Source organism: Butyrivibrio sp. LB2008 (assembly GCF_000621565.1).
Classification (GTDB): Bacteria; Bacillota; Clostridia; order Lachnospirales; family Lachnospiraceae; genus Butyrivibrio.
The window spans coordinates 246,173-271,274 of sequence record NZ_JHXZ01000009.1 but is presented as its reverse complement, the minus strand read 5'-3'; the positions used below and the strand labels follow the sequence as shown (position 1 = coordinate 271,274).

General features: G+C 39.5%; 25 protein-coding genes and 1 other annotated feature. Of the genes, 1 reads left to right on the top strand and 24 read right to left on the bottom strand.

Annotated features, from left to right (window positions below):
- Positions 1 to 19 precede the first annotated feature (19 nt).
- Positions 20 to 898: an aldose 1-epimerase family protein gene (locus tag T356_RS0101220; RefSeq protein ID WP_026512917.1), complete on the bottom strand. Its 879-nt coding sequence runs from the start codon at positions 896 to 898 to the stop codon at positions 20 to 22.
- Positions 899 to 940: 42 nt separating this feature from the next.
- On the bottom strand, positions 941 to 2,488 hold the full coding sequence (locus T356_RS0101215; protein WP_026512916.1) for a sodium:solute symporter family protein: 1,548 nt from the start codon (positions 2,486 to 2,488) through the stop codon (positions 941 to 943).
- Between the two features lie 221 nt (positions 2,489 to 2,709).
- On the opposite strand from T356_RS0101215, the gene fsa reads away from it, so the two are divergent.
- Positions 2,710 to 3,363 (top strand): fructose-6-phosphate aldolase, encoded by a 654-nt coding sequence (gene fsa / locus T356_RS0101210; RefSeq protein WP_026512915.1) that lies wholly within the window; start codon positions 2,710 to 2,712, stop codon positions 3,361 to 3,363.
- 401 nt (positions 3,364 to 3,764) lie between these two features.
- Here fsa and T356_RS0101205 read toward each other — a convergent pair whose 3' ends face one another.
- From T356_RS0101205 to plsY, 22 genes are all read right to left on the bottom strand, one after another.
- Positions 3,765 to 4,724, bottom strand: coding sequence for a hypothetical protein (locus tag T356_RS0101205; RefSeq protein ID WP_026512914.1), 960 nt, complete (start codon positions 4,722 to 4,724; stop codon positions 3,765 to 3,767).
- A 36-nt stretch (positions 4,725 to 4,760) separates the two neighbouring features.
- Entirely contained in the window at positions 4,761 to 5,369 is a 609-nt protein-coding gene (locus T356_RS0101200; protein WP_026512913.1) for a metallophosphoesterase, read from the bottom strand.
- Positions 5,366 to 5,854, bottom strand: coding sequence for a ribonuclease HI (rnhA, locus tag T356_RS0101195; RefSeq protein WP_026512912.1), 489 nt, complete (start codon positions 5,852 to 5,854; stop codon positions 5,366 to 5,368). Before rnhA ends, T356_RS0101200 begins: the two co-directional genes overlap by 4 nt.
- Before the next feature lies 1 nt (position 5,855).
- Positions 5,856 to 7,529 carry a MutS-related protein gene (locus tag T356_RS0101190; protein WP_026512911.1) on the bottom strand — a complete coding sequence of 558 codons (1,674 nt, stop codon included), beginning with the start codon at positions 7,527 to 7,529 and terminating at the stop codon, positions 5,856 to 5,858.
- Positions 7,530 to 7,538: 9 nt separating this feature from the next.
- Positions 7,539 to 8,372 (bottom strand): purine-nucleoside phosphorylase, encoded by an 834-nt coding sequence (locus T356_RS0101185; protein WP_026512910.1) that lies wholly within the window; start codon positions 8,370 to 8,372, stop codon positions 7,539 to 7,541.
- A 69-nt stretch (positions 8,373 to 8,441) separates the two neighbouring features.
- Positions 8,442 to 10,373: a serine hydrolase domain-containing protein gene (locus tag T356_RS0101180; RefSeq protein ID WP_026512909.1), complete on the bottom strand. Its 1,932-nt coding sequence runs from the start codon at positions 10,371 to 10,373 to the stop codon at positions 8,442 to 8,444.
- Positions 10,374 to 10,405: 32 nt separating this feature from the next.
- Positions 10,406 to 12,313, bottom strand: a complete 1,908-nt coding sequence (locus tag T356_RS0101175) for a heavy metal translocating P-type ATPase (protein WP_026512908.1) — start codon at positions 12,311 to 12,313, stop codon at positions 10,406 to 10,408.
- Between the two features lie 78 nt (positions 12,314 to 12,391).
- Positions 12,392 to 12,610, bottom strand: a complete 219-nt coding sequence (locus T356_RS0101170; RefSeq protein WP_026512907.1) for a cation transporter — start codon at positions 12,608 to 12,610, stop codon at positions 12,392 to 12,394.
- Positions 12,611 to 12,656: 46 nt separating this feature from the next.
- Positions 12,657 to 13,016: an ArsR/SmtB family transcription factor gene (locus tag T356_RS0101165; protein WP_026512906.1), complete on the bottom strand. Its 360-nt coding sequence runs from the start codon at positions 13,014 to 13,016 to the stop codon at positions 12,657 to 12,659.
- A 120-nt stretch (positions 13,017 to 13,136) separates the two neighbouring features.
- Positions 13,137 to 13,811, bottom strand: a complete 675-nt coding sequence (locus tag T356_RS0101160) for a hypothetical protein (RefSeq protein WP_026512905.1) — start codon at positions 13,809 to 13,811, stop codon at positions 13,137 to 13,139.
- The gene (locus tag T356_RS0101155; RefSeq protein WP_026512904.1) at positions 13,811 to 14,479 is read right to left on the bottom strand and encodes a WG repeat-containing protein; all 669 of its coding nucleotides are present in this window, start codon (positions 14,477 to 14,479) and stop codon (positions 13,811 to 13,813) included. The genes T356_RS0101160 and T356_RS0101155 overlap by 1 nt, the downstream gene beginning before the upstream one ends.
- Positions 14,480 to 14,500: 21 nt before the next feature.
- Positions 14,501 to 14,980, bottom strand: a complete 480-nt coding sequence (locus T356_RS0101150) for a WG repeat-containing protein (RefSeq protein ID WP_026512903.1) — start codon at positions 14,978 to 14,980, stop codon at positions 14,501 to 14,503.
- 138 nt (positions 14,981 to 15,118) lie between these two features.
- Complete coding sequence (locus T356_RS0101145) at positions 15,119 to 15,868, bottom strand: hypothetical protein (RefSeq protein WP_026512902.1); 750 nt, start codon at positions 15,866 to 15,868, stop codon at positions 15,119 to 15,121.
- Positions 15,869 to 15,982: 114 nt separating this feature from the next.
- On the bottom strand, positions 15,983 to 16,786 hold the full coding sequence (locus T356_RS0101140; protein ID WP_026512901.1) for a MerR family transcriptional regulator: 804 nt from the start codon (positions 16,784 to 16,786) through the stop codon (positions 15,983 to 15,985).
- Positions 16,787 to 16,879: 93 nt separating this feature from the next.
- A complete protein-coding gene (locus T356_RS0101135; RefSeq protein ID WP_026512900.1) occupies positions 16,880 to 17,758 on the bottom strand; it encodes a hypothetical protein in 879 nt (292 codons plus the stop codon).
- Positions 17,758 to 18,354 (bottom strand): hypothetical protein, encoded by a 597-nt coding sequence (locus T356_RS0101130; RefSeq protein WP_026512899.1) that lies wholly within the window; start codon positions 18,352 to 18,354, stop codon positions 17,758 to 17,760. The genes T356_RS0101135 and T356_RS0101130 overlap by 1 nt, the downstream gene beginning before the upstream one ends.
- 2 nt (positions 18,355 to 18,356) lie before the next feature.
- Positions 18,357 to 19,268: a hypothetical protein gene (locus T356_RS0101125; protein ID WP_026512898.1), complete on the bottom strand. Its 912-nt coding sequence runs from the start codon at positions 19,266 to 19,268 to the stop codon at positions 18,357 to 18,359.
- A gap of 100 nt (positions 19,269 to 19,368) precedes the next feature.
- Positions 19,369 to 19,872, bottom strand: a complete 504-nt coding sequence (locus T356_RS0101120; RefSeq protein WP_026512897.1) for a hypothetical protein — start codon at positions 19,870 to 19,872, stop codon at positions 19,369 to 19,371.
- Positions 19,873 to 20,127: 255 nt separating this feature from the next.
- Complete coding sequence (locus T356_RS0101115) at positions 20,128 to 21,561, bottom strand: hypothetical protein (protein ID WP_155838937.1); 1,434 nt, start codon at positions 21,559 to 21,561, stop codon at positions 20,128 to 20,130.
- A gap of 98 nt (positions 21,562 to 21,659) precedes the next feature.
- Positions 21,660 to 22,880: a tyrosine--tRNA ligase gene (gene tyrS / locus T356_RS0101110; protein WP_026512895.1), complete on the bottom strand. Its 1,221-nt coding sequence runs from the start codon at positions 22,878 to 22,880 to the stop codon at positions 21,660 to 21,662.
- Positions 22,881 to 23,044: 164 nt separating this feature from the next.
- Positions 23,045 to 23,304, bottom strand: a binding site (T-box leader).
- Positions 23,305 to 23,407: 103 nt separating this feature from the next.
- Positions 23,408 to 24,430 carry an NAD(P)H-dependent glycerol-3-phosphate dehydrogenase gene (locus tag T356_RS0101105; RefSeq protein WP_155838936.1) on the bottom strand — a complete coding sequence of 341 codons (1,023 nt, stop codon included), beginning with the start codon at positions 24,428 to 24,430 and terminating at the stop codon, positions 23,408 to 23,410.
- Between the two features lie 17 nt (positions 24,431 to 24,447).
- Positions 24,448 to 25,101 (bottom strand): glycerol-3-phosphate 1-O-acyltransferase PlsY, encoded by a 654-nt coding sequence (gene plsY, locus T356_RS0101100; RefSeq protein WP_026512893.1) that lies wholly within the window; start codon positions 25,099 to 25,101, stop codon positions 24,448 to 24,450.
- Position 25,102 lies beyond the last annotated feature (1 nt).

Sequence of the window (25,102 nt, the reverse complement as noted above, 5' to 3'; positions counted from 1 at the left end):
GATCTGCCAGGACACTTCATTACAAGATTTCAATCTCAAATGAAGTATCAAAGCTCTCTCCCGCCGCTAATTTATTGCCGTACTCTCTATTTTCAATGCCACCTTCAAAGCCTACTCTGTCGCATCTTCCGTTCCAAGGCTCGATGCAGACAAAAGGTGCATTCTTTTTAACCGGTGACCATACTCCAAACAGCGGAACATCACAAGTAACACGAAGCTTATCTCCATCAGCCGCACTTACAAGTGTAACCGCATCAGCCTGTCTGTCTTCGAATATAAGCGCATCCCCGTCAAAGAGCCCTGGAGTAAGTTTAACTATTCCTTCCGCTGTCTCAACATCAATCTGCTTATCGGAAAGGCATCCGCAAGACATGTCGATCACATTTGACTTAAGAGAACCGGAAACTGCAGCGCCGTCTTTTTCAAACAAGAGCTCATCCTTATTAATATCGCAGTTAAAAGCAGGATGCGCACCGATTGAAAAATACATCTCTTTGTCATCCGGATTGGAAACCGTATAAGATACTGTAACCTTGCTTCCAACAAGCTTATATCCGATCTTCAAAGAGAATTTAAAAGGAAATTTCTTAAGCGACTCCTCATTGTCTTTAAGCTCAAATACAAGTTCATCCTCAGCTTCTTTTATAAGAGAAAAATCCATATCCCTTGCAAATCCGTGCTGTGAAAGCTTATAAGAAACGCCGTTAACCTTATACTCGCCGTTCCATACAGAACCCACAATAGGAAAAAGAACAGGTGCAGTCCTCCCCCAGTACTTGGCATCCGCCTGCCACATAAATTCTTTTCCCGAATCTGCCTTAACGAGTGACTTAAGCTCTGCTCCGTGATCCGATACTTTTATCGCAATAAAACTATTCTTTAAAATATGTTCTGCCATGTTCACCTCATAAAATAATCTTTTTTCACATTATTTTACCACTTATTCGGAATCATCTGAAAGTGAAGTGCTCTGATGAACGAGAACTTCTTTGTTGTAGCATGCAAACGCACCGTCCACGAGTTCCTTCGGAGGCTTCTTGGTGAAAAGAGATATCAAAGGGACAATGATAAGACCTGCGATCATGCAGAATGCTCCTGCATTTATGGGCGACTGAAGAAGCTGCGGGAATTTCGGTCTTACAAACATATTTGCGAGCATGACTACTGTTGAGAATACGAAATTCACCCAAACAGCTGTCTTTGTTATGAATTTAAAGTACAAACCGTAAAGGAAAGGTGCAAGGAAAGCCCCCGCAAGAGCGCCCCAAGAAACGCCCATGAGCTGAGCGATAAATGTCACGTTCTGCTTGTACTGAACAATTGCGATAACTACAGAGATTCCGACAAATACAACGATAAGGACTCTCATGATAAGAAGTTGCTTCTTTTCATCCATATTCTTGATCACATGGCCTTTTAAGAGATCGAGTGTAAGTGTCGAACTACTTGTAAGAACAAGTGATGAAAGCGTGGACATTGAAGCTGACAGCACAAGAACAACAACCACAGCGATAAGAAAATCCGGAAGTCCTGAGAGCATCGTCGGAACGATACTGTCAAAGCCGTCTGCGGCAATATCAATCTTGTCTGAAAAAAGTCTTCCGAATCCGCCGAGGAAATAGCATCCTCCGGCTACGATGAATGCAAAAAATGTAGAAACAATCGTACCTTTTGAGATAGATCTTTCACTCTTTATTGCATAGAATTTCTGAACCATCTGAGGAAGTCCCCATGTTCCGAGTGATGTAAGTATTACAACACCTAGAAGGTTAAGAGGATCCGGTCCAAAAAATGAAGCAAACACACCGGGAGTTGTCGATACGCTCTCATCCGATATTCTTGCAAGTCCGTCGAGTGCCGCAAGAAAGCCACCCTGAGAATTAAGAACTGAGAGAACAACCGCACAGATACCGATGAGCATGATGATACCCTGGATAAAATCATTTATTGCAGTTGCCATATATCCGCCTGCGATAACATATATTCCTGTAAGAACCGCCATAACGATAACGCAGATAGAATAATCAATATTAAATGCCATACCAAAAAGTCTTGAAAGTCCGTTATACAAAGAAGCTGTATAAGGAATAAGGAAAATAAATGTGATAACGGAAGCAGCTATCTTAAGAGATCTTCCGCCAAATCTTGCCGCAAAGAACTGAGGCATTGTCGCAGAATCAAGGTGCTGACTCATGATTCGCGTTCTTCTTCCCAAAATAACCCATGCAAGAAGTGAACCGATAAGGGCATTGCCGATTCCGACCCAGGTAGCGGCAATTCCGTATTTCCATCCAAACTGTCCCGCATACCCCACGAAAATAACTGCGGAAAAATAGGATGTTCCGTAAGCAAAGGCCGTAACCCAAGGCCCAACCGCTCTCCCTCCGAGAACAAAACCACTTACGTCAGTCGAGTTCTTCCTGCACATAAGACCGATATAGATCATTACAGAAAAGAACACCAGTAACATTAACACTTTAATAATCATACCTTCTCTCCTTAAAGTAAATAATCCTTCTCCACTTTAACACTTTCAACCGTTAAAGACAATGAATTTAATACAAAAAAATCAAAGTAAAATGAACAAGAAAATCATATTGAAAAAAATAAATATAGTGCTATCCTAGTTGTATCATTTTTATTTGGAAATCTTTTTAAGATATTCCATATAACTATCAATTAGGTTACAGACAAGGAGTATAAGCAAAAATGAAATTCTTTTTGGACACAGCCAATGTCGACGAGATCAGAAAAGCTAATGACATGGGCGTAATTTGCGGAGTTACAACAAACCCTTCTCTTATTGCAAAAGAAGGACGTGATTTTACACAGGTAGTTGCAGAGATTGCATCTATCGTTGACGGACCTATCAGCGGCGAAGTAAAAGCTACAACAACAGACGCTGAGGGAATGATCAAGGAAGGTCGCGAGATTGCAAAAATACATAAGAACATGGTAGTTAAGATCCCCATGACAGTAGAAGGTCTTAAGGCTTGCCACACTCTTGCAGCCGAGGGCATCAAAGTCAATGTGACTCTTATCTTCACAGCTAACCAGGCTCTTCTTGCAGCAAGAGCAGGTGCAGCATTCGTAAGTCCTTTCCTTGGAAGACTTGATGACATCAGCGTTCGTGGAACAGATCTTATCTCAGAGGTTGCTGAAATCTTCAGCATCCACGGTATTGAGACAGAGATCATTGCAGCAAGTGTTCGTCATCCTATGCACGTTACAGACTGTGCTCTTGCAGGTGCTGACATCGCTACAGTTCCTTACAAGGTAATTGAGCAGATGACTCACCATCCTCTCACAGATCAGGGAATTGAGAAATTCGTAAAAGACTACGAAGCAGTATTCGGCAAATAAATATATCGCTATTCGCGACACAACAAAGGCTGTCACAGTTAGTGTGGCAGCCTTTTATTACGCCCAGCCACAAAGGTATATATTCGGAGATGCTTGTTTACGTCTGCGTTGTGATTTTCTAAGATTCATAAATTAAGAGAGCTCTCCTCTCAGCGTTGTTCGAAGCAGTCGAGCTCTCTTAATTTATGAATCTTGAAAATCATCGCCTCGTCCGAAGACTGCGCATCTCCGAATATATACCTTTGTGGCTGGGCTGTCTATGAAATGGCGGTCAGAACAATGAGTTGCCTTTCAACTCTTTGCACGCTGATGTGTGCATGCTTTAGCTTGCATAATACTTATGTGCATCGGTCACATTCATAGCGGAGCGTTTTTACATAAGATCTTTCTAACATCTATTTTTATTTTTTACATTTATTTCTTATGTCATATTTGGAGAGAAGGTCTGATTCTCCGGGTTTTTCGCTGTTTGAAGAAAAGATGGCGAAATCGGAAGTTGAGTATTCATTCCAGACTTCATCTATGGTTTTTCCTTCAAATTTTGTACCTGCAAAGAGAGTTTTCCAGGCTTTGGGCCAGTCGGTCTTTGCAAATTGGCAGTCTGAGCATAAGACGAAGTAATCGTACATAAAATCACGGTCTGAACTTGAGAGTTCGTAGTCGAGCCAGACAAGGAATCTTACGGAAAGTTCTCTGGTATTCTCGGTTTCTACTGTCTGAAGAGTCCAGCCTTTGTCGTTGTATTTGCCGTCGTCATAGGCGTAGATGTATCGGCAGTAGTCGGCGAAGCGTTCTATGTAGGAATCGTATTCAAGATAGTCTTCGCTCCAACCGTTTTGGATCAAGTGGGCAAGTTCATGGGTGTAGCAGTCAAAGTCTTCAGGGTTGTCATGTAGCCACATGTCATGAAGATGTACTTTATTCTCCCATGCGCAGGCGATCTCGTAGCCTTCATTTTCGATTAGGAGTTCAACATCTGTAGGTGCAGATGAATATATGCCAAATCTTTCATACATCTTAGGATAGACCTGCCAGAACAAGCTCTCTAGGGTTTCAATCTGTAACAGGTTGGTATTTCCTTCCCATTTTGTCAGGTCAACTGTAAGGGAATAATCAACACCTTTAACCGTCGCACTGTGATAGCGCCTGTCTTCCGATATTTCGGACTTGATCTCTATATTATCGTCTTCAGCCACTGAATCACCGACCGCGGATTCATCCGATATGGATACATCTGAAGCTGATTCTGTTGTAGACGCGGCATCAGGTGCTTTTTCCGATATATCATCTTTCTTTTGGCATCCGGCGCAGATAATGGCCATCAACAATGCCAATATAGTTACTTTAAATCTTTGTATCATAACTTGTACTTTTATTTCTTATACAAACACTTACACTCACTGATTTCCCGACAGTTTGATCCACTCCGAGAGTGTCAGCGGTTCATAATCTGAGCGCATGCAGAAGCAGTTTATCATATTGCATGGAATGGTGCGCTCATGTTCGGCTGCGATTGGCACGTAAGGTGTCGAGCCTATCATCTCGATTATTTTCTTCATGAGAACTTCATCCCTTGTATTATGAACATGGCCGTATAACATATAGGTCTTTGGCTCTCCGCTGTGTTTAAGCCTGTACTGTCCGTCATAGAAAGGAATTGGATAATGACAACATACAACTTTTTTCTGAGAATCGGTGATCACTCTGTAATTGTCGATCCATTCAAATCTGTCCTTATCAAAATTTGCAGATTTTACATATTTATCATGATTTCCGGTTATAAGACAGAGTTTCCCCTTAAGCTTATGAACAAGTTCATTGGTCTCTTCTATCTTGCCAAAAGATAAGTCGCCCAGAATAACAACGGTATCAGCGTTTGTAACCTTGTCATTCCATTTTTTCAGCATGTACTCATTCATCTCTTCACAGCTTGAAAAGCCGCGTTTATCCATCTTCTCATTAAGTGCGTTATGAAAAAAATGGCAATCGGCAATATAGTAGATCATCTGAGATCACCACCGTCATCGTGAAGTAATGTGGACGGATCGTCATCGGCAGCTGTTGTCGCAAGCACGTCGCACCTTTCGTTCTCGGGATGTCCCGCATGACCTTTGACCCAGTTCCACTTGATGGAATGGCCTTTTGTGGCTTCAAGAAGTCTTTTCCATAGCTCGACATTTTTTACAGGCTGCTTTCCCGCTGTCTTCCATCCTCTTTTTATCCAGCCGTCGATCCACTTGTCATTAAAAGCTTTGATAACATACTGTGAATCCGAGTACATATCGACTTTGCAAGGTCTGTTGAGGCACTCAAGTCCCACGATTGCTCCCATAAGCTCCATTCTGTTATTTGTTGTCTTATCATATCCGGCGCTAAGTTCCTTTTCGTGAACTTCGCCTTTTGAATCGACATATCTAAGGACTGTGCCATATCCTCCCGGTCCGTCCGGGTTTCCTCTTGCAGCACCGTCTGAATATATTTCTACTTTCATATTACTCCCATGCTCCCGTAGTCAAAAATTTTTCAGCAAGATTCTGAGCACTATCTACAAGGCTGCTGTCATATCCAAGGACGTTAAGCAGCTTGATCGCATTCCTGTTTGTCGCAGGACCTTCTTTTAACATGTAATCAAAATGAACATCATCATCGGAAACATTTCCCTCAAAATGATAGAGTTCATACTTATCCTTAAGAAGCTGTGTAAGCTCGATATCATGTGTTGCGGCAAAACACTCAACTCCCGAATCAGAAAGGAATTTAAGTATCTCAGTTGAAGCCGCGATTCTCTCGATAGTATTTGTTCCGCGAAGGACTTCGTCAACGAAGCAAAGAACGGTATTTCCGGCTTTCTTTGCCGCATCGATGATTCTCTTCATGGACTTTATCTCAACAATATAATAGCTGTCGCCCTCATAGATATCGTCTTTTAATGCCATTGAGGAATAAACTCTGAAAAGCGGAGCCTTATACTCTTTTGCCAAAACAGTATGAATCGACTGCGCAAGCAAAGCATTGATTCCGATAGTCTTAAGAAATGTTGATTTTCCGGAAGCATTGGAACCTGTAAGAAGCACGCCCTTCTTAGCTTCGATACTGTTTGAAACCGCATTCTCGATAAGAGGATGGATCACATCTTCGCACTTAATATCTTTTCCCTCAAAAACAGGGATACAATACTGCTCTTTCACAGACTCTCTGTAGCAGGCAATTGAAATGTACGCATCGATCTTACCGATAACGGTGATTATTTTATCAAGCTCATCTTTCTTTTCCATGAGATGAATGTACATCTTATTGAACTTTATAAGGTCAACGTGAGTCAACATCCTGTAATAATCCAGAATAATATCGGCGGGATTGCCCGTGCCTGAAGGAGACATAAGGATAATTGATCCGCTGGAAAATCCCTTCATATTATCGTAGGATCTGCCAAGTGTTTCTATATCATCACTTATTGCAGGATAATCGCTGCTCTTAAACAATTTGGTAGAATCAAGCACCTTAAGAATATAGCCGTAAGTTGCAAGATAAGGATCAATCTTATTCTTTATCCTGAAATACATAAAAATATTTGTGGCAGCAACTGCCAAAAGCATGACAAATCCAAGCTGGAAACTTACAAAGATAAGCCCAATCGAGAAAATCATGAGCGTAAGCATCATATAATGCTTTTTATTGCTGAAATCTTCAATATTCTCAAGCTGCTTAAGATACTCGTAAATAGAAAATCTGCTTCCTCTTCCGATCTTGGCGAGCGCGATCTGACACTTAAGCCTTGCATCGCCATCTTCCGAGAAGAACTTTATCTTTTTCTCTTCTTCCTCAAAATCGTCAGTCTGCTTCGGCGTCCTTAACATGTAATAAAGATACTCTTCGCCCGAAGCACTGAGACAATAGTTCATCCTGGTAAAAACGCCGTCCATATTAAGATCGTTCCAGGTAGTATCATCAATCTGAAAATCTGTCTTATGATTATCGTAATAACCCGGTATGTGATCAAAATCATCTTCCTTGTAATTTCGCTTGGGTGAATCACCCCAATTCTTTTTAAGTTTGTATATCAGGTTCTTTTTTGCAAGCTTTGCGTCTCTAACCCCCAGAATATACGCAATAAGAGTAAATGCAAAAATAACCAGCAATATATAAAAAAGTCCCTCATTTTCCATATTATGTCATCATCCTTTGTTGAATTTTTTGATTGATTCATTCACAAGTTTGGTGAAAAGAGGTGCCGCCTTGTCCGCAGCCTCCTGCACTTCTTCATGTGAAAGCGGATTATCCGAAAGCCCCGCTGCAAGGTTACAGATACATGAAACTCCACAGATCTTAAGTCCCATGTGATTTGCAGCAATTGCCTCATTTACAGTACTCATACCGACAGCTGATACTCCAAGCTTTTGAAGCATCCTGATCTCTGCGGGCGACTCAAACGAAGGGCCTGTGAGCTGACAGTACACGCCTTCCTTAAGTTCAATTCCGTTTTCTTTTGCAGTTTCCTTGATGATATCCTGAAGATCCTTTTTGTAGACTTCGCTCATATCAGGAAATCTAGGGCCGAGTTCATCGATATTGCCGCCGATAAGCGGATTGGGTGCAAAACATGAAATGTGATCCGTTATAAGCATGAGATCACCTGCTCCGAATCCTTCTCCGAGTCCTCCGGACGCATTTGTCAAAAAGAGAATCTTAGCGCCGAGCATTCCCATAAGCCTTACGGGAAGAACTACATCGCTTATATCATATCCTTCGTAAAAATGCACTCTGCCTTTCATGCAGACAACTTTAGTATCTCCGACATAGCCGAATATGAATTTCCCCGCATGTCCCGGAACTGTAGAAACAGGGAATCCCGGAATGTCCTTATATTCAATTTCTGCACAAACCTTGATATTCTCAGCATAATTTCCAAGTCCGGATCCGAGAACAAGAGCAACATCGGGAACAAAGTCCGTCTTACTCCTTACCGCATCAACACAACTTGAAAGCTTTTCATATAATTTATTAGCCATGGCCACCTCTCTCAACAAAAAATTTATTTAATGTAAGTTTAAAAATCCTAGATTATTCTACCATAATTGTTATTGAGACAATACCCCTCGTAGTTTTGGCTGAAGCATATTCTTTATCGCATCTTCAAAAAGTCCCTTTATACCGCCCTTTATTATCTTTCCAAAGATCACGCCCTGAAGTCCTCCGAGTCCTTCGGCGGAAACGCTCTTCATTGCATCAATAAGCATATCTCCCCCGGGGCTCTCATAAAATCTTACTTCCAGGCCTGTCGGAACGGAAGGATGAATAAATGTTCCCTTCCTGTCTTCCCTGTCCGAAGCATCATCGTCAAAATAGATATTTAGCGTTCTGCTGCAGGCTTCCTCGAGGAATATGATCTCATTTCTAAGTACAAACCTGTTATACTCATCAGTCTTGCACGTAGACTCAAGGCTAACCTGATACATCTCGCCATGCATGTTTACGTTGGTTATATATTTTTTCCCGCCAAAGCCGCATTTAAGCGCATACATGGCATCACCTTCATAGATATCAATGAAAAAGAATCCGTTATCATCAACTCTGAATCCAATTTTTTTAATACCATCCGTAAAGTTATTGTGCACGACCTGCATCATTATGGGAAATACACCGACATTGTTGGATTCAAGATCGTATATCTTTCCATTTATCTTACTAAGCCACTTCGCCGCAAGAAGGCTCTCATTTCTGGCATTAAAATACCCAAGCGACTTCTTGAAATCGGCGCGTCTGCTCCTGTAGACGGATGTCTTGCGGCCTGCTCTTCCCTCCGTAACAGAGACCGCTCTGTTCTTCCATCCTCCGCTTACAATCGAAGGATAAGCTACCGTCTCTCCGCTTATTGATTTGCAAAGCGCCTTAAGCTGCGAAAATTCGGCAAAATTCTCTGAAAGCACGCCGCTCCCCGGAATAACCAGATTCTTCATTGCTTCTCTTATCTTGATAGCCATAAGCGAAGTCTGGAAAATATCGCTGTTTCCTGCATTTGTCACAACGACCATATTTATATCCGGATATATGAATACATTCTGTCCAAGCATTCCGTTAAATGCATATGAGCCCGTTCTGTCTTCATTTATCCAAAGCTGATATCCGTAATATGTACTGTCTTCGCGCCCTGTCATGATCTGAGGTATGGTCGATTCTTCCACCCATTTTCGAGGCACGATCTGCTTTCCGTTCCATTTTCCTTTGTTTAAATAGAGCTGACCAAGCTTTGCCATGTCCTCAGTTCTGATAAAGAGCCCCCATCCGCCTTTAGTTATTTTTTTCGGGCAACTCTCCCAGAACACTCTTTTTATTCCAAGCGGATCAAAGATCCTCTCTTTGCAGAAATCAAACAAAGACTTTCCTGTTTTCTGTGTAACGATTGCAGAGAGCATATATGTATTCATGCTGTTGTATTCAAACTGCGTTCCCGGTTCGAATTTGGTTCCGGCTTCAAGAAATCCCTTTATCCAATCATTTCCGCTTATCGAACCCGCTTCGTTGAACTCGCTCCCGCTTGTCATATCAAGAAGATTCTTTACCGTTATCGTCTTTTTGTGTAACTTGAACTTTCCTTTGTATTCGCTGAATATGTCCTCTAACGTATCGATAAGAGTAAGCTTTCCTTCATCAATAAGAATACCTATAGCCATGGCAACGACACTCTTACACATCGAATAGGAAACATGCCAATGATCAATCGAATACGGTGCAAATGCGCACTCACATATAACTTTCCCGTTTCTGAGTGCCATAAATTTGTGCATCTTACATTCTTTTGTCTCAGAAAGGTCTCTTAATAAAGACGTAAAAAAAGCAGAACTGACACCCTGTGATTCAGGCGAACTCCTTTCCAAAGGTTGTTCATCACTTGCACAAATACTGCTAAATCTCGGTTTTTGCGCAGCATAATCAACCTTGCTGATCTCACCGGTCTCCCCGGTGGCAATCTTTAAAAGAAGCTCTCCAATGTCAAGTCCTGCTTTTGCCATTATTCTTTTTCCTCCGTTTGAACACGGATCGATTATCTGTCTATTTTAAGCGCTCTCATAGAATTCAAAATTGCAATAACGGCAACTCCTACATCTCCAAATACCGCAAGCCACATGGTTGTAAGGCCGAGTGCTCCGAGAATAAGAATGATGACCTTTACAGAAAGCGCAAATACAATATTCTCTTTCACGATCCTTATAGTCTTGCGGGCGATTCCGATAACCGAAGGAATCTTGTTTATATCATCGTCCATGATGACAATGTCTGCAGCCTCGATAGCCGCATCACTTCCAAGCGATCCCATGGCTATACCGACATCTGCTCTCATAAGAACAGGCGCATCGTTTATACCATCGCCAACAAACGCAAGCTTACTATCATTATCCTCTGATGAAAGCATTTTTTCAACCCGTTCAACCTTGTCTGCGGGAAGGAGCTGTGAAATCACCTCATCTATGCCAATCTGTCTGCCCACATCCTCGGCGACATCTTTCCTGTCACCGGTCAGCATGACAGTCTTGTTTACGCCGACCTTCTTAATTCCTGCAATCGCATCTTTTGCGCTCTCCTTTATGACATCGGAGATAACAACATATCCCATGAACTTTCCGTCATATGATACATATACGACCGTTCCCGATACAGCTACCGCTTCCGCAAAAGAGCTGATGCTATTTTCGTTCATCAGTTTAGAATTACCGAGAAGCAGTTTTTTGCCATTATATACGGTCTCAATACCGCGGCCCGAAACTTCCTTCGTATCAGCTTCGGAAATGCTGGTTCTGTCTATATCTTTTTTACCCGATGATTCCAGATAAGCTGTAAATACAGATCTTGCTATCGGATGGTTTGAAAAAGCTTCGCCTGTTGCAGCCATCTCAAGAAGTTCATCCTTAGAGATACCGCTCTCACTTGCAGTAACGATATCTGTAACCTTGAACTCCCCCTTTGTAAGAGTACCTGTCTTGTCAAAAACAACCGTCTTTATGCCTGATGCAGCCTCAAGGAAATTACTTCCCTTTACAAGTACACCTATCTTGGACGATGCACCGATTCCGCCAAAGAAACCAAGAGGCACCGAGATTACAAGCGCACATGGACAAGAAACAATAAGAAAGATACAAGCTCTTTTGATACTGTCAGCAAACTGAAGCTGTCCCAAAATCGGCGGGATAATTGCAAGAAGAAGCGCTCCGACTGTAACTACGGGAGTATAATATCTTGCAAATCTCGTGATGAAATTCTCCATGCGGGACTTCTTATCGCTCGCATTCTCAACAAGTTCAAGGATCCTGGAAACAGTGGAATCTTCGTATGCCTTAGCGGCCCTTATCTTAAGGATACCTTCGCCGTTTACGCATCCGCTTATGACATCGGAATCTTTTGTTACTCTTCTTGGAACCGATTCTCCCGTAAGCGCCGCAGTATCAATAAAAGACTCTCCCTCAACGACAACTCCGTCTACAGGAATCTTCTCTCCGGCTCTTACAAGAAGGATATCGCCAATACTTACTTCGGACGGATCGACTTCCGTAACTTCACCGTTATCGCCTATAACATTTGCAATCTCTGGAGCAATGCTCATCATCTCAGTAATAGACTGACGCGATTTGCCTACAGCATAGCTCTGGAACAGTTCTCCTATCTGGTAAAAAAGCATTACCGCAACCGCTTCCGGATATTCTCCGATTCCAAATGCTCCGAAAGTAGCGATCATCATAAGAAAGTTCTCATCAAATACCTGTCCGTGGCTTATGTTTACAGCCGCTTTCTTTATAACATCATAGCCGATCATCACGTACGGTACGAGGAATATAAGAAATCTTACGATAGTCGGCAGACTTTCAAGCACCCCGGTCTTTTCAAGAATAAGTAATACGATAAAAATGCCGAGTACAATAAGTATTCTGTTTCTTGTTTTCTTCTGTTTCTTAGTCATAGTGCCACATCTTTCTACAGAAATGTCAGTGAGCTTATTACTATCTTCAATCTATTGTGAATCAGCTCACCGGATAAATCATGCTCCTTCAATCTCACAATCGGGTTCAACCTTCTTGCAAGCCTTCACAGCCTTATCAAATACATCGTCAAATACATCATCTGCTGCCTCAAGAATGAACTTCTGAGTCATGAAATTAACTCTTGCATTTACAACGCCTTCAATCTTCTTAACAGCTTCCTCCATCTTTGCTGCACAGTTTGCGCAATCAACCTCGCACTTAAATGTCTTCTTCATAATAATTATCCTTTCTCCACTTGGGTTAATTTTTCATAAATGCCTGTCATTCGCTTATATGGCTCATTCCCTGAGCTATAATCGTTCTCACATGATCATCTGCCAAATAATAGATGATCGACTTGCCTTCACGTCTGTTCCCTACGAGTTTACTCTGCTTCAAGATCTTGAGCTGATGTGATATCGCCGACTGTGTCATATTAAGAGTCTCCGCTATATCACATACACACATCTCCGATTCAAACAAGGCAAAAAGAATCTTGATCCTCGTCGAATCTCCAAAGACCTTAAACAGCTCCGCAAGATCATAAAGTTCATCCTCGAAAGGCATCTCCTTACCTATCCTGTTCACAAGATCTCTGTGAACATCATGTACTTCGCAGTGTTCTACATCGTTTATAGCCATTCGTACTTCCTTTCATATAAACATATGAATAACTGTTCATATGTTTAATATAAAACTACCGTATCGGTTTGTCAATACCGATACGGCGAATATGTTTTTTAATACTGTTTTTCATACAAATCAGCCATTCGTCTCTTTTATCGCAATTAATGCTATTTCATCCTGTATTCGGAACGCATACATTACTCTCATAGCCCAAAATACTGTAGTAAACACATAGAACAAAAAGGTAGTAACTTTAAATGTCATCTCATGTATACCCAACATTGAAAGAAATACATCTACAGAACATAGGATTATTACAATATTTGATATAATCCACCAGGGATCAAGCCGAAATGTAGTCTCACTATTTAGATGTGCCATAAATAAACATGTTATTCCAACCACATCAAGGATATATTCCAATGCCAAACATATAAGATAAAGCGGCACATTTGCATATAAACCGCAAATTGCAGAAACTGCTGAACTTGCAACATCTACACTGCACACAATAAATAATACAGAATATGCAATTATTGCAACCTTATAAGCCTTCTTATAACCTGCATTAATCTTCACCTGTCCTTCCTTTTGTTCTATCATTGGGAAGGTTTTTTTCAAGTATTTTACAATCTTAAATGCAACATACGCTCTCAGTACTCCGATAAGAAAAAGAACTTCAATCGGAAACAAAGATATAATGCTATTTAAAAACTCGCATACGCCCAAAAAAGAAACCACCAGAATATAAGCTAATAGCGGCTCATATTCAAAGTATGCCGATATTGACTTAAAAATCTTCATAGCCATTAATTCTCCAATCCCAAAGACTCTTTTAAAGCTCTAACTTTATCGGTATCAAATATTTTTTCCGAATACTCACTAAATACACAATCTTTAAACTGAGCTTCAGATATTTGGGCCTTTTTATTTCCGGAGAAATCTGAAACTATAAATAGACTGGAATTTTGATCACATCTGCAGAAAATAACCCGATTCTCTTCATCAACATAGTACATTCTATATATGTTCCTCTGTTCATCCCCATTTTCAGAACCGGAAACGATTACATTGCCATTTGTATCAATAACCCCTTTTGAAGTTATTGCTATACCCAGATCATTAAATTCTAATGCTTCTTTAAATTCTTCTTCAATTACCACTTTGCCGTTCCGATTGACATATCCATATTTTCCTTTCTCATTATTGTAAAAAAGAATAGGTAAATCTCCTTTAATTGTACCAATATATAGAATAGGATCTCTATCCCATCTGTTTATAGTTCTAATGTATTGTCCCGCTGCAGACGTATGAAGTGATCTTGAGTTCTGACGAAGATTTCTCATCTGATGAATATTTACATTAACTCTGCCATCATGTGATCTCTCAAATGCCTTATATACTGTTCCACCTCCTATATGGATCATTACCGTAACTGCAGCAATCATGAATATAAAAAAAATATTTCTCTTTTTCATCTTACAAATATATTTTCCTTTTCAGTCTTTATGAATAAGCTCATACACCCCGGTATCACTTGATAAATTTTTTTCTTCTTCGCATTTATTTTTATACCAACTATCAAAACGCTCTTTAGAAACATCAGCTTCTAAAATCTCACCTTTTTCATTGATAATTGAATAGTTACCTTCATACGATTCTTTTACAAACGCCTTACCTTCAAAAAAAGGCTCTACAACGTCATACTTGGATTGAATCACCATTTCTCCGGAAAAATTCATATATCCCCATTTGCCATTTCTTTTATCTAATATTGGAAATAATCCGTTATCTCCCGGCGCATCCATAATCCAAATAATACGATCATCTTCCGTCCAACTATAGGGAATGCTCGATATAGAATTCATCTCTTCATCAAAAAATTCTATTCCATTTTCCGTCAGAGCCACAAATATATCTTGTCCGTTATAATAATACTTTTCAGCCTTACCGTATTTAAAATATCTGTTCCCAACCACATTGACGACTTATTCTCACACCCAACAAGAAAAGATGACAACAGAATATGCATCACAAAAATCATGATCATATTTCGTTTTCTATACACGTTCCGCTTTTTATCAATGTTTTTCATCCCTTACCATCACCTACTTACATCACATCGGTTCTTGAAATGATCCATCATTCTTTTCAATTCTGTTGATCAATTGTTGCAATCTATTGGTATAATCCATTCTATACCCCAAATATATTCCGTATGAAAAAACACCTATTCCCAAAACTAAAACAATATTTTCTGTAAAAATATCATAATAATAAAAATCAGATAAAGTCCAAAGTGAAGCAAAAAATAAAATTGACAATATGATAATAAACGTTGTAATTGTAACCTTCCATCTAGTGTCATATTGTGAAACTCCATCATCAGCGTACGAATGAGTAGCAAACAATTTAGACGTCCCATAAGCATCCAGAACAAATTTAAATATTCCCGTCAAAACCAATAAAGGCACAAAAGCCATAAAGTCACTATTAAATACTTTGATAAGTGCAAGTAAAGCATCAACACAACAAACCCCTACAAGAGCACGATATGCTAATATTGCATTGTTGAAATTATTTTTATACATATCGGAAAAAGTAATATCTACACCGATCATAAAAATCGACATTTCATGCTTTATATAATTAACAATTCTATATGCCGATCTTGCCATCAAAATTCCCAATATAACAAACGAAAATACAATGACTCCGTTTTCTTTTTCTTCTTCCCGAAGAAGAAAAAGAATGATCAAAATCGGATATATTATTGTTTGCACCACATACCAGTACGAAGCATTTTTATCTCTATTGTCACTCTCATTTATCGCTTTAGACATATCATTTTCCATATTTGCATCCATTACATATTACCTCACTACAAAATCATTTAGCTTGTTTATAGAAACCTATATATTCTCGTCTCATAAACGTTGTAAAGACTGCCACGCCTAAACGTAGCAGCCTCAAAATCTATATCATTCCACCGGAAAGCAAACCTCTGTCACATATTCGTCAGGATTCTGTGTCTGGGCAGGACTCACATGATAAATGTTGAACATGTGACCGCTCATCTTATAGCCGTTTTCCTTTAACCACGACACTACCGTAGCATATGCATCACCGATCTGGTCGTAACTGCCTTTCACGATGCAGCTTGCAACCTTGACTGCGGGAAGCATCTTAAACTTAACATGTTCAGTGTCGGTGCCGTTCTTTTTAACAGTCATCCATGCGATAATCTCTACATTTTCTTCCTTGTACTCATCATCAAGGAATTCTGCGGCTGCAAGGCAAGGTTCTGCGGGCACTAAATCCGTACATTCGCTCCTCATTGCGTTCCAAAGCATTCCTTCATCTTCGTAATGCGGAACCACCATCTGAACTGTTGCTGCATATCTCTCAGGTATCGTCTTTACTGTTACATCAAAACTCATATTCTGCTCCTTTCTAAGCCTCTTTCGGGCCGTATCCAGAAGCATCAGTTTATACTCCGTCTCTTTTGAAAGCTTGGTCAGTTCCTTCTGCCTCTCAGAAAGAAAAGCGTCCACTTTCTCTTTATCATCGAAGCTATCGAGAATCTTTATTATATCCGCAAGGGCAAAGCCCATATCTTTTAATGCAGTGATCCTTCCGACTGCAAAAAGCTGCTGTTCATGATAGTACCGATATCCTGTAAACTCATCAATCTCAGCCGGTTTCAGAAGTCCGATATCGTCGTAGTGGCGAAGCATCCTGATACTTACTCTGGATAATTTTGAAAAATCTCCTATTTTTAGCATTATTCTTCCTCCATGGATGTTTTTCTTGAGCTCACTACAACAATAATCCCTCACACAATGTGAGAGTCAATAAGAATATTACCACATATCATTTTATTCTTCAGTTTCCCCTCTTACTGTAACAATCCCCTTCTCAGCTATATCCGAAATCAGGTTCTCAGTTTCCTCTGAAAAAACTGTGTTGATCTCGCGACTTACGCACTGTCCATCAACAGAGTATTCGTAATGTGCTGTAGTAGCACCGTATATATCATTGGTTGTATTGTTCGGATCATCTCCGATAGCGAAGAACCTATTGGCAAAAAAGCTATATTCTTCATAAGTCAGCACTCTGTCAAAAACTTTAAAATCAGATTTTATTTCCAAAGCTTTATTTATATTCACCAAACTTGGCAAAGATGACGTATTCATCGGAATTATAGTCTTTCCTGTTTCACAGTTTGCGATATAAAAAGCATGAAAACCGTCACCAAATCGACCAACAGCAGCAAAACTGGCTCCAAATCTGCGATGATGAGATACAAAAATATAATCGATAATATGCTGATTACGCATCACGCAATTATCCGCCTCGATCATCATAGGTTCGCATCTAAGGTTTTCATTATAATCATCCATAACTTCTTTAGGAATGAAATCTTTGAAGTTTGTACTGTTAATATTTAATCCGGTTTCTTTATTTAATCTTTCATATGTTGTTTCTTGATACCAACTTTCTCCGTCCATAAAAAATCCATAGCTCATTGGACGTATCCTCATAGTTTTAGGAACACCGGTTATAAAATCAAAACCAATCCACGCCATTGAAAAACCAAATTTTTTTTCTTCTTCATCAAGTTCAATCTCTTTAACCCGCAAAAAGGAATCTGCTATATAAGCTCTATTATTGCGTCCAATTGAATTCTGCTTTGTATTTAATTTTATAAAAGTATTAACGCTTTGCAATTTTACATAATCATTATCTATACTCATTATTTAACCTCTTCTGTTTCAACATCCGGTTGAATTTTCATATCTGCCACCTCACACCCCAGTCCATATTGCATAGCTATTCGGGCCGGTAATGCGATAATAGCAAAAAGCCTGGAAAATTCACCCATTTCGCCTTCCCCTTTTGTGATGATTGCAATAAAAATACAAGCTGATAAACCTGCCCATATTACGCATTTTCCTATCGAAGCAAATTTAATCAGAAAAGATAAAAACGCAATGCTCTCAATTAAGAACTCCAAAACAAACAGCGTAAAGAAATAACGAAGATCCAGTTTCAATAGAGCTTCATCTGCAGAATAGAAATTAAACATACAAAATATATTAGAAACAAAATCCACCACAAATAATATAAATAATATGCCAAATGCCAAAACAGGATTTGCAAGTTCTGCTTCTTTGTTTTTATATACCAAATTTAAAATAGCAATAAACGTAAGCGGAATCTTTGAAAACATCAGAACATGAAGAATAATGTTCAGTATTCCCGGTCTGTACGGCAGTATAAACTCCAAAAACGTCACGATCAAGATACCTACACTATATATTATCAGTCCCTTTTCTTTACATTTTTCCATCTTCATTTCTCCAGTTTATTTCCGTTAAAATCATAAATATCATGCTCATCGTTAAATTCATCAAAATATGCCTTAATAATCTTATTTTCACCATCAAATATATAGCAAAAGTAATCACTGGGTTCGATTACATATTCACCGCTTTTATTAATTACTGCCGGTTCGCTATGCGAATAATCAGCTTCCGTTTTTACAACAGCTAAGCCATAAGAATTAAACGGACCGGGCATAAGATCAAAGGTCTTATCAATTGCTTGTTTTCCGTTTTTGTCTATGTATATATAACCGTTGTCTGTAGGCAGAGCCAAAAGCCCGCATTCATCAAAATCTCCAATATTCATCTTAGAAGTATATCTGCTGAATATGTCAGATGAATCGCGCAATGTCATTTTGTCTTCATATTTGTAATATTGGTTCCAATCAACTTTATAAAATGAGTTCAAAAAGAACTTTCGCGGATTATCCACATACGAATATTTTTCTGTAAAATTGTCAATCGTTATTGAAACATTACCGCTTTCATCAATAAAATGCCCCTTATAATCCCATGCAAGTCCATCCTCTCCGAAAGCCAGCAAATCTACATAAATATCATCAGAAATAAAACCTGTTTCCAAATTTACAAAACCATAATACTTTTTATAAAACGGCGAATGTTCAGGCCATCTGTTTGAATTAGAGTACAAAACAATATAATCGGGATTGATTTCGTCATCCAAATAGTCTTCACCATAGGGATGCTCAATAGCACCAACTTTAATATCCCCCACAATATTCCCATCTCTGTCTGTAATATTTACTTCTCCCGGCCTTTTGGTAAACAGGAAAAAAGAAATACCTAACGCCACTGCCGGTACCCCAAAGAAAAGTATTCTAATTGTCATCTTTTCCATTAAACTGATCAAACGCTTCATATAATGCCCCTTTGAACATCTTGCTTTTAATTAAATAGGACGTTGCACCGATCGTGTTAGCGCAACATCCTATTCATGTAAGTTATCAAAAAAATTTATGTCAAAGCTTAAATGCTTCGATCGCAATTAATTTCAGTACCAAAGATACTGATGAAATTCCAAGCAAAAGAAGTACACTCAAAATAACCTTTTTGCCCGTTGATTTATACTTATCACCGGCGAACTTTGAAGTGATAACCGCGCCTAGTGCTGCAAAAGCTCCACCCAAAGCTCCTTGAAGAATAAATATAAAGTTAAGTACATATAAAGCAACAAAAATATACACCCAATCAGGCAATTCAAGCGGTGAATATTTCTGACCTGTTTCTACATTTCTTCCGTTATATGTAAGAATCTGCTTGTTCATAATGCAAAGTTTTGCAATTTCACCATTTCCCAATGGAACATCAAATACTCTCTCAGCAAGATTACTTTCAACCGCCTTGATATCCTTTAACTTAATCTGTGGACCGTCATTTACTGAAACAAATCTATTATTAACCAATGAAACCTTCATAGGCGCACAATCAAAAGTATTAAAGAACCACTCTCTATCCTGTGCCATTTATATCCTCCAAAATACCAAATCAAAACTTTTCTATATTCATATCCAATTACGAATACATTAATCATTCATCAATAATGCATTAACATATTAACATATACTTAATATTAAATCAATGGCTTTTTTCATTTTAACGCCACAGTATTAACAAAAAAGAGATTATTATGCCAATTAGACGCAATAATCTCTTTCATATAAAACTCTCGAAAATGTAATTTTTTCTTAACAGTTACTCTTTTATATAACTTCTAGCCATTAATTCTCATCATCGTCAAACTCCCTGTTAATGTCATCTCGCCATTCATCTATGCCCAACTTACTGATACCGATCTCATCAGCTCTTTTTAATAGCCGTTCTTTAATCTCTTTTTTTGAATAGAATTTATAACCATCATCAATGAACGCTTTTTTTATCTCCGGATCAGCAAAACAACCATCTAAACACATAGATCCTTCTTCTTTACCATCTTTAAACCTCTCAAAACTGTAAACAAGAAGCTGATTATCGTCGAGCACCTCTTGATCCTTTATGCCTGCCATTCCAGCGTCAAGCGCCAGATAATATAGGCAAGTATAAAAAACATGATATCTCGCATCTTTATCAAGAAAGCCATAATCATACATAGCAAGCGAAGCTCCACCTTTTCCAAATCCGCAGACATAACCGTCTTTCAATATATCTTCCCAGAATTTATCAGCATCTTCAGCAATATATCGTATAAAAAGTCCGTCGCCTTCGTCTTTTAAAACAAAGCTATAAGTCTCACAGCCCCTGCCTATATTTATTACCAATTCATTTTCACCGTCACATCCACAGTCTATATACCCGTAGTCAAAATCATAACTACCTTCACCACTGTAAATATTATTAGCTGCAAGATTTTTCAACTCCTCCAGACTATATTCCTCTTTTTCTTCACTCTCAAACATATAATCATCACAATCAACTTTTGCCTTTATTTCATTGTTCAAAAAGTCTGTGTAATTTCCGGTCTTATCCTCTTTTTTCCTCTGATAGTGCTTATCATAAGATGTTTTTAATGTTTCGCTGTTAACTTCTTTGAAAACAGAAATCATTTCGTTAGATGAAATAACATCATAATAATCTCCCTGCTCCTCATCATTAAATTTATCAAGAATCACACTGTTATGATCAAAAGACAACCTATAATATTCATGCATGTCATGTTCATCAACCGAATACACCCTATATGTATTGTCATCTATTATATCCAACATTTCATTTCTCAATACAGCAGGCTCAAACTTAAGTTTTCTGAAACTGTCCATATTTAATTGTTCAATCGAATGCTCCTCGGTAACTTCGTAAAACGTAGTAAATGCAGAGACTTCATCCTTTTCAGATGATACCTTTCCATATGTTTCCTTTATCACTTCAAGGTAACCGTCCTTGTCCATGTCTGCTATTGCATACTTTGTCTCTATGTAATCTTTTACAGCATTTATATCGTCATTGTTTTCTTTCCATATGTCAAAAGAATTCTCAATAACAGCAAGCTGTTCTTCCGGTGCAAAAGTAACTGCTTTAGTTTCCTCAACTGAAGTTTCCGTACATGCTGCGTTCGCATTAGATGCACTCTCCAATGCATTTGCATTTCCTTCCTCTATCTTTCCGCATCCCGCCAACATAAGTACAACGGACAATAATGTTATAAATCTGGTCTTCACATGTGCCTCTTTCATATTTGATTATCATGTAATAGAAACGCAATTTTCTCGTATTATTTAAAAACTGCTGTGCTAATTTGCACAGCAATTTCGATAATTTATACTGTAACTTTCTTAAATGACTTCTTACCCTTCTTGACCATTACGCCATCTGCGAAATAATCTTTGTTATAGGTTGTCTTTACATCAGTAACCTTCTCATCTGCTACGGTTACGCCGCCCTGCTCAACAGCACGTCTTGCTTCACTTCTTGTATTGCAAAGTCCTGCAGATACAAGAACCTGAAGGATATCAACAACTCCATCTCTGAAGTCCTCTTCTTTAAGAGCAACAGAAGGAACATTAGCCATGTCTCCGCCGCCTGCAAAAAGAGCTTTTGCAGCATCCTGAGCTTTCTGAGCTTCCTCTTTTCCATGAACAAGTGATGTGAGCTCGAATGCGAGTATTTCTTTCTTCTCGTTAACTCTTGAAGGATCCCATTTCTCCATCTCAAGAATCTCTTCAATAGGAATAAATGTAAGCATCTTGATGCACTTATCAACGTCTGCATCAGATACATTTCTCCAGTACTGGTAGAAATCGTAAGGTGATGTCTTATTTGGATCAAGCCATACTGCGTTTCCTGCTGTCTTACCCATCTTCTTACCCTGAGAGTCTGTAAGAAGTGTGATTGTCATAGCATGTGCATCTTCACCGAGCTTTCTTCTGATAAGCTCTGTTCCGCCAAGCATGTTGCTCCACTGATCGTCTCCACCAAACTCAAGGTTACAGTTGTACTTCTGGAACATGTAGTAGAAGTCGTATGACTGCATAATCATGTAGTTAAACTCAAGGAATGAAAGACCTTTTTCCATTCTCTGCTTGTAGCACTCAGCTCTGAGCATGTTGTTTACCGAGAAGCATGCACCTACTTCGCGAAGAAGCTCAACATAGTTAAGATTGAGGAGCCAATCTGCGTTGTTTACCATCATAGCTTTGCCTTCACCAAACTCAATGAAGTTCTCCATCTGTTTCTTGAAGCAAGCTGCGTTGTGATCGATATCTTCTCTTGTAAGCATCTTACGCATATCGGTTCTTCCCGAAGGATCGCCGATCATTGTTGTACCGCCACCGATAAGAGCGATAGGCTTGTTTCCTGCCATCTGAAGTCTCTTCATAAGTGTAAGTGCCATGAAGTGACCTGCTGTAAGTGAATCAGCTGTACAGTCAAATCCAATGTAGAAAGTTGCCTTTCCTTCATTTACAAGATCTCTGATTTTCTCTTCGTCAGTAGTCTGAGCGATGAGGCCTCTGGCCTGCAATTCTTCATAAATCTTCATCTCTTTTCCTCCTGTTTTTCCGATTGCGAAGTGCTCTATGTATTGGGATATGTACTAAACTCGATATAACCTCGTTAAGTACATCCCATGGCTCGCACTAAGCTCGAAAATACCTCGCTAAGTGCTCTGCACAAAAAAAGCCCTTCACAATCACATCTCTGATTGCGAAGGACGAATAATTCGTGTTACCACCTTCATTCGCATGCAGCTCACACTACACGCCTCAGCAAGTACGGCTCATTACTATAACAAGCGATACTCTTCCGATATAACGGTCAGTCCCGTCAGAGCCTACTACGTATATAACATTCTGCTCTGCAGCTCACGGAGGTATTCATCATCGCCCTTAACATACGCCTCTCACCACCCGGCAATTCTCTGTTGTCAGCTTGCGAATCTTACTTATTCCGATCATAGCCTTTTTATGTTTAATCTATTAACAGATTCTAATTAAAAAACGTTTTCATGTCAAGCATTACAAAAGCACTTCCTTTTGAAAAGCGACAGATCAACCAATTCTTATTCTTTTACCACTCAAGCATGCTGTTTTCAGTCTTCTTATCTCTCATCATAAGATCCTGCACAGCTTCCTGAAGAGGCTTGCCGGCAAATAAAATATCATTTACCGCCATGATTATCGGCATCTCAACTTCATACTTCTCAGCGAGCTTAAGTGCAGCTTTCGCACTGTAGACGCCCTCAACAACCATGTTTACTTCATCCATGGCTTCCTGATAAGACTTACCCTGTCCGATAAGGATACCTGCGCGTCTGTTTCTTGAATGCATTGATGCACATGTAACGATCAGATCTCCGATTCCTGAAAGACCTGAAAAGGTCTCAAATTTACCGCCCATTGCCATTCCGAGTCTTGAAATCTCGGCAATTCCTCTTGTAATGAGCGCAGCCTTTGCATTGTCACCGCAGCCGTAACCGTCAGCGATACCTGCAGCAAGTGCCACCACATTCTTAAGCGCAGCTCCGATCTCAATACCGAGCATATCGGGACTGATATATACTCTGAGGAAGTTATTCATAAATACATTTTGAATGTACTTAGCAATCTCTTTTTCAAAAGCACCGACTACAAGTGTAGTAGGCATGCTCTTTCCGACTTCTTCCGCATGAGAGGGGCCTGAAAGAACACATACATTACATCCCGGTATCTCATCGAGAATGACATCAGACATGACCATAAGCGAATCTTCTTCGATTCCCTTACTGCAATTTACGATTATCTGTCTGTGTTCTTCAGTCTCGTTAATGAAAGGCTTCATAAGCCTTATTGTTTCACGCATATGAGCCGAAGGAACAACGACAACGATAATATCCTTATCCTTTACGGCTTCTTCAATACTTGATGTGTATTTAACCGATTCCGGAAGCTTTACGCCGGGAAGTTTCTCCTCGTTTCCGTGATATTCCCTAAGCTTCGCCACTGACGAATCGCTTCTGGACCAGACGGTAACATCATGCCCGTTACCTGCCAATACATAAGAAAGCGCGATACCCCAGCTTCCTGCACCAATTACACCAACTTGTATACCCAAAAAATTTATCCTCCTGATCAGTCGACTTTATTCTTCTTTGAAATATAAGTCTTTCTCTCTGTACCTGAAATAAGCTTCTTGATATTGCCTCTGTGCTGATAAAAAGCAAGCGCGGTAAGAAGCGCAACTATCACATACATTTCATTGAGCTCACTCTGCGGAAGGTTGCCCAAAAATCCAAGCTGTCCAAAGATCACATACTGGATCAAAAAACATGTATAAAGGCAAAGACTGCTGAGTGATACAAAATGTGTGACATTGAAAGGGCCAAAAAAAGCTATCAATCCTACAAGAACGAACTTCCATCCCATGGAAATGATATATCCAGCTGTGCAGGCGATTCCCTTTCCGCCCTTGAATTTAAGGAAGAACGGGAAATCGTGACCAAGTACGGCACCTGCAGCTGTATAGATCATATAAAAATATCTACGATCCGGATTGCTTCTGCCAAAAAGGAAATAAGTAAGGATTATGGCAAAAATACATTTGAACATATCTCCAAGCAAAACTACAAGTCCTGCCTTAGCTCCCATAACTCTGAGTGTGTTTGTTGTTCCGGCGTTTTTACTTCCGACATTTCTGATGTCAACGCCCTTCATTTTCCCGTATAAAACTGCTGTCTGAAACAGGCCGAATACATATCCCACAATCAAACAAACTACTCTTTCCATG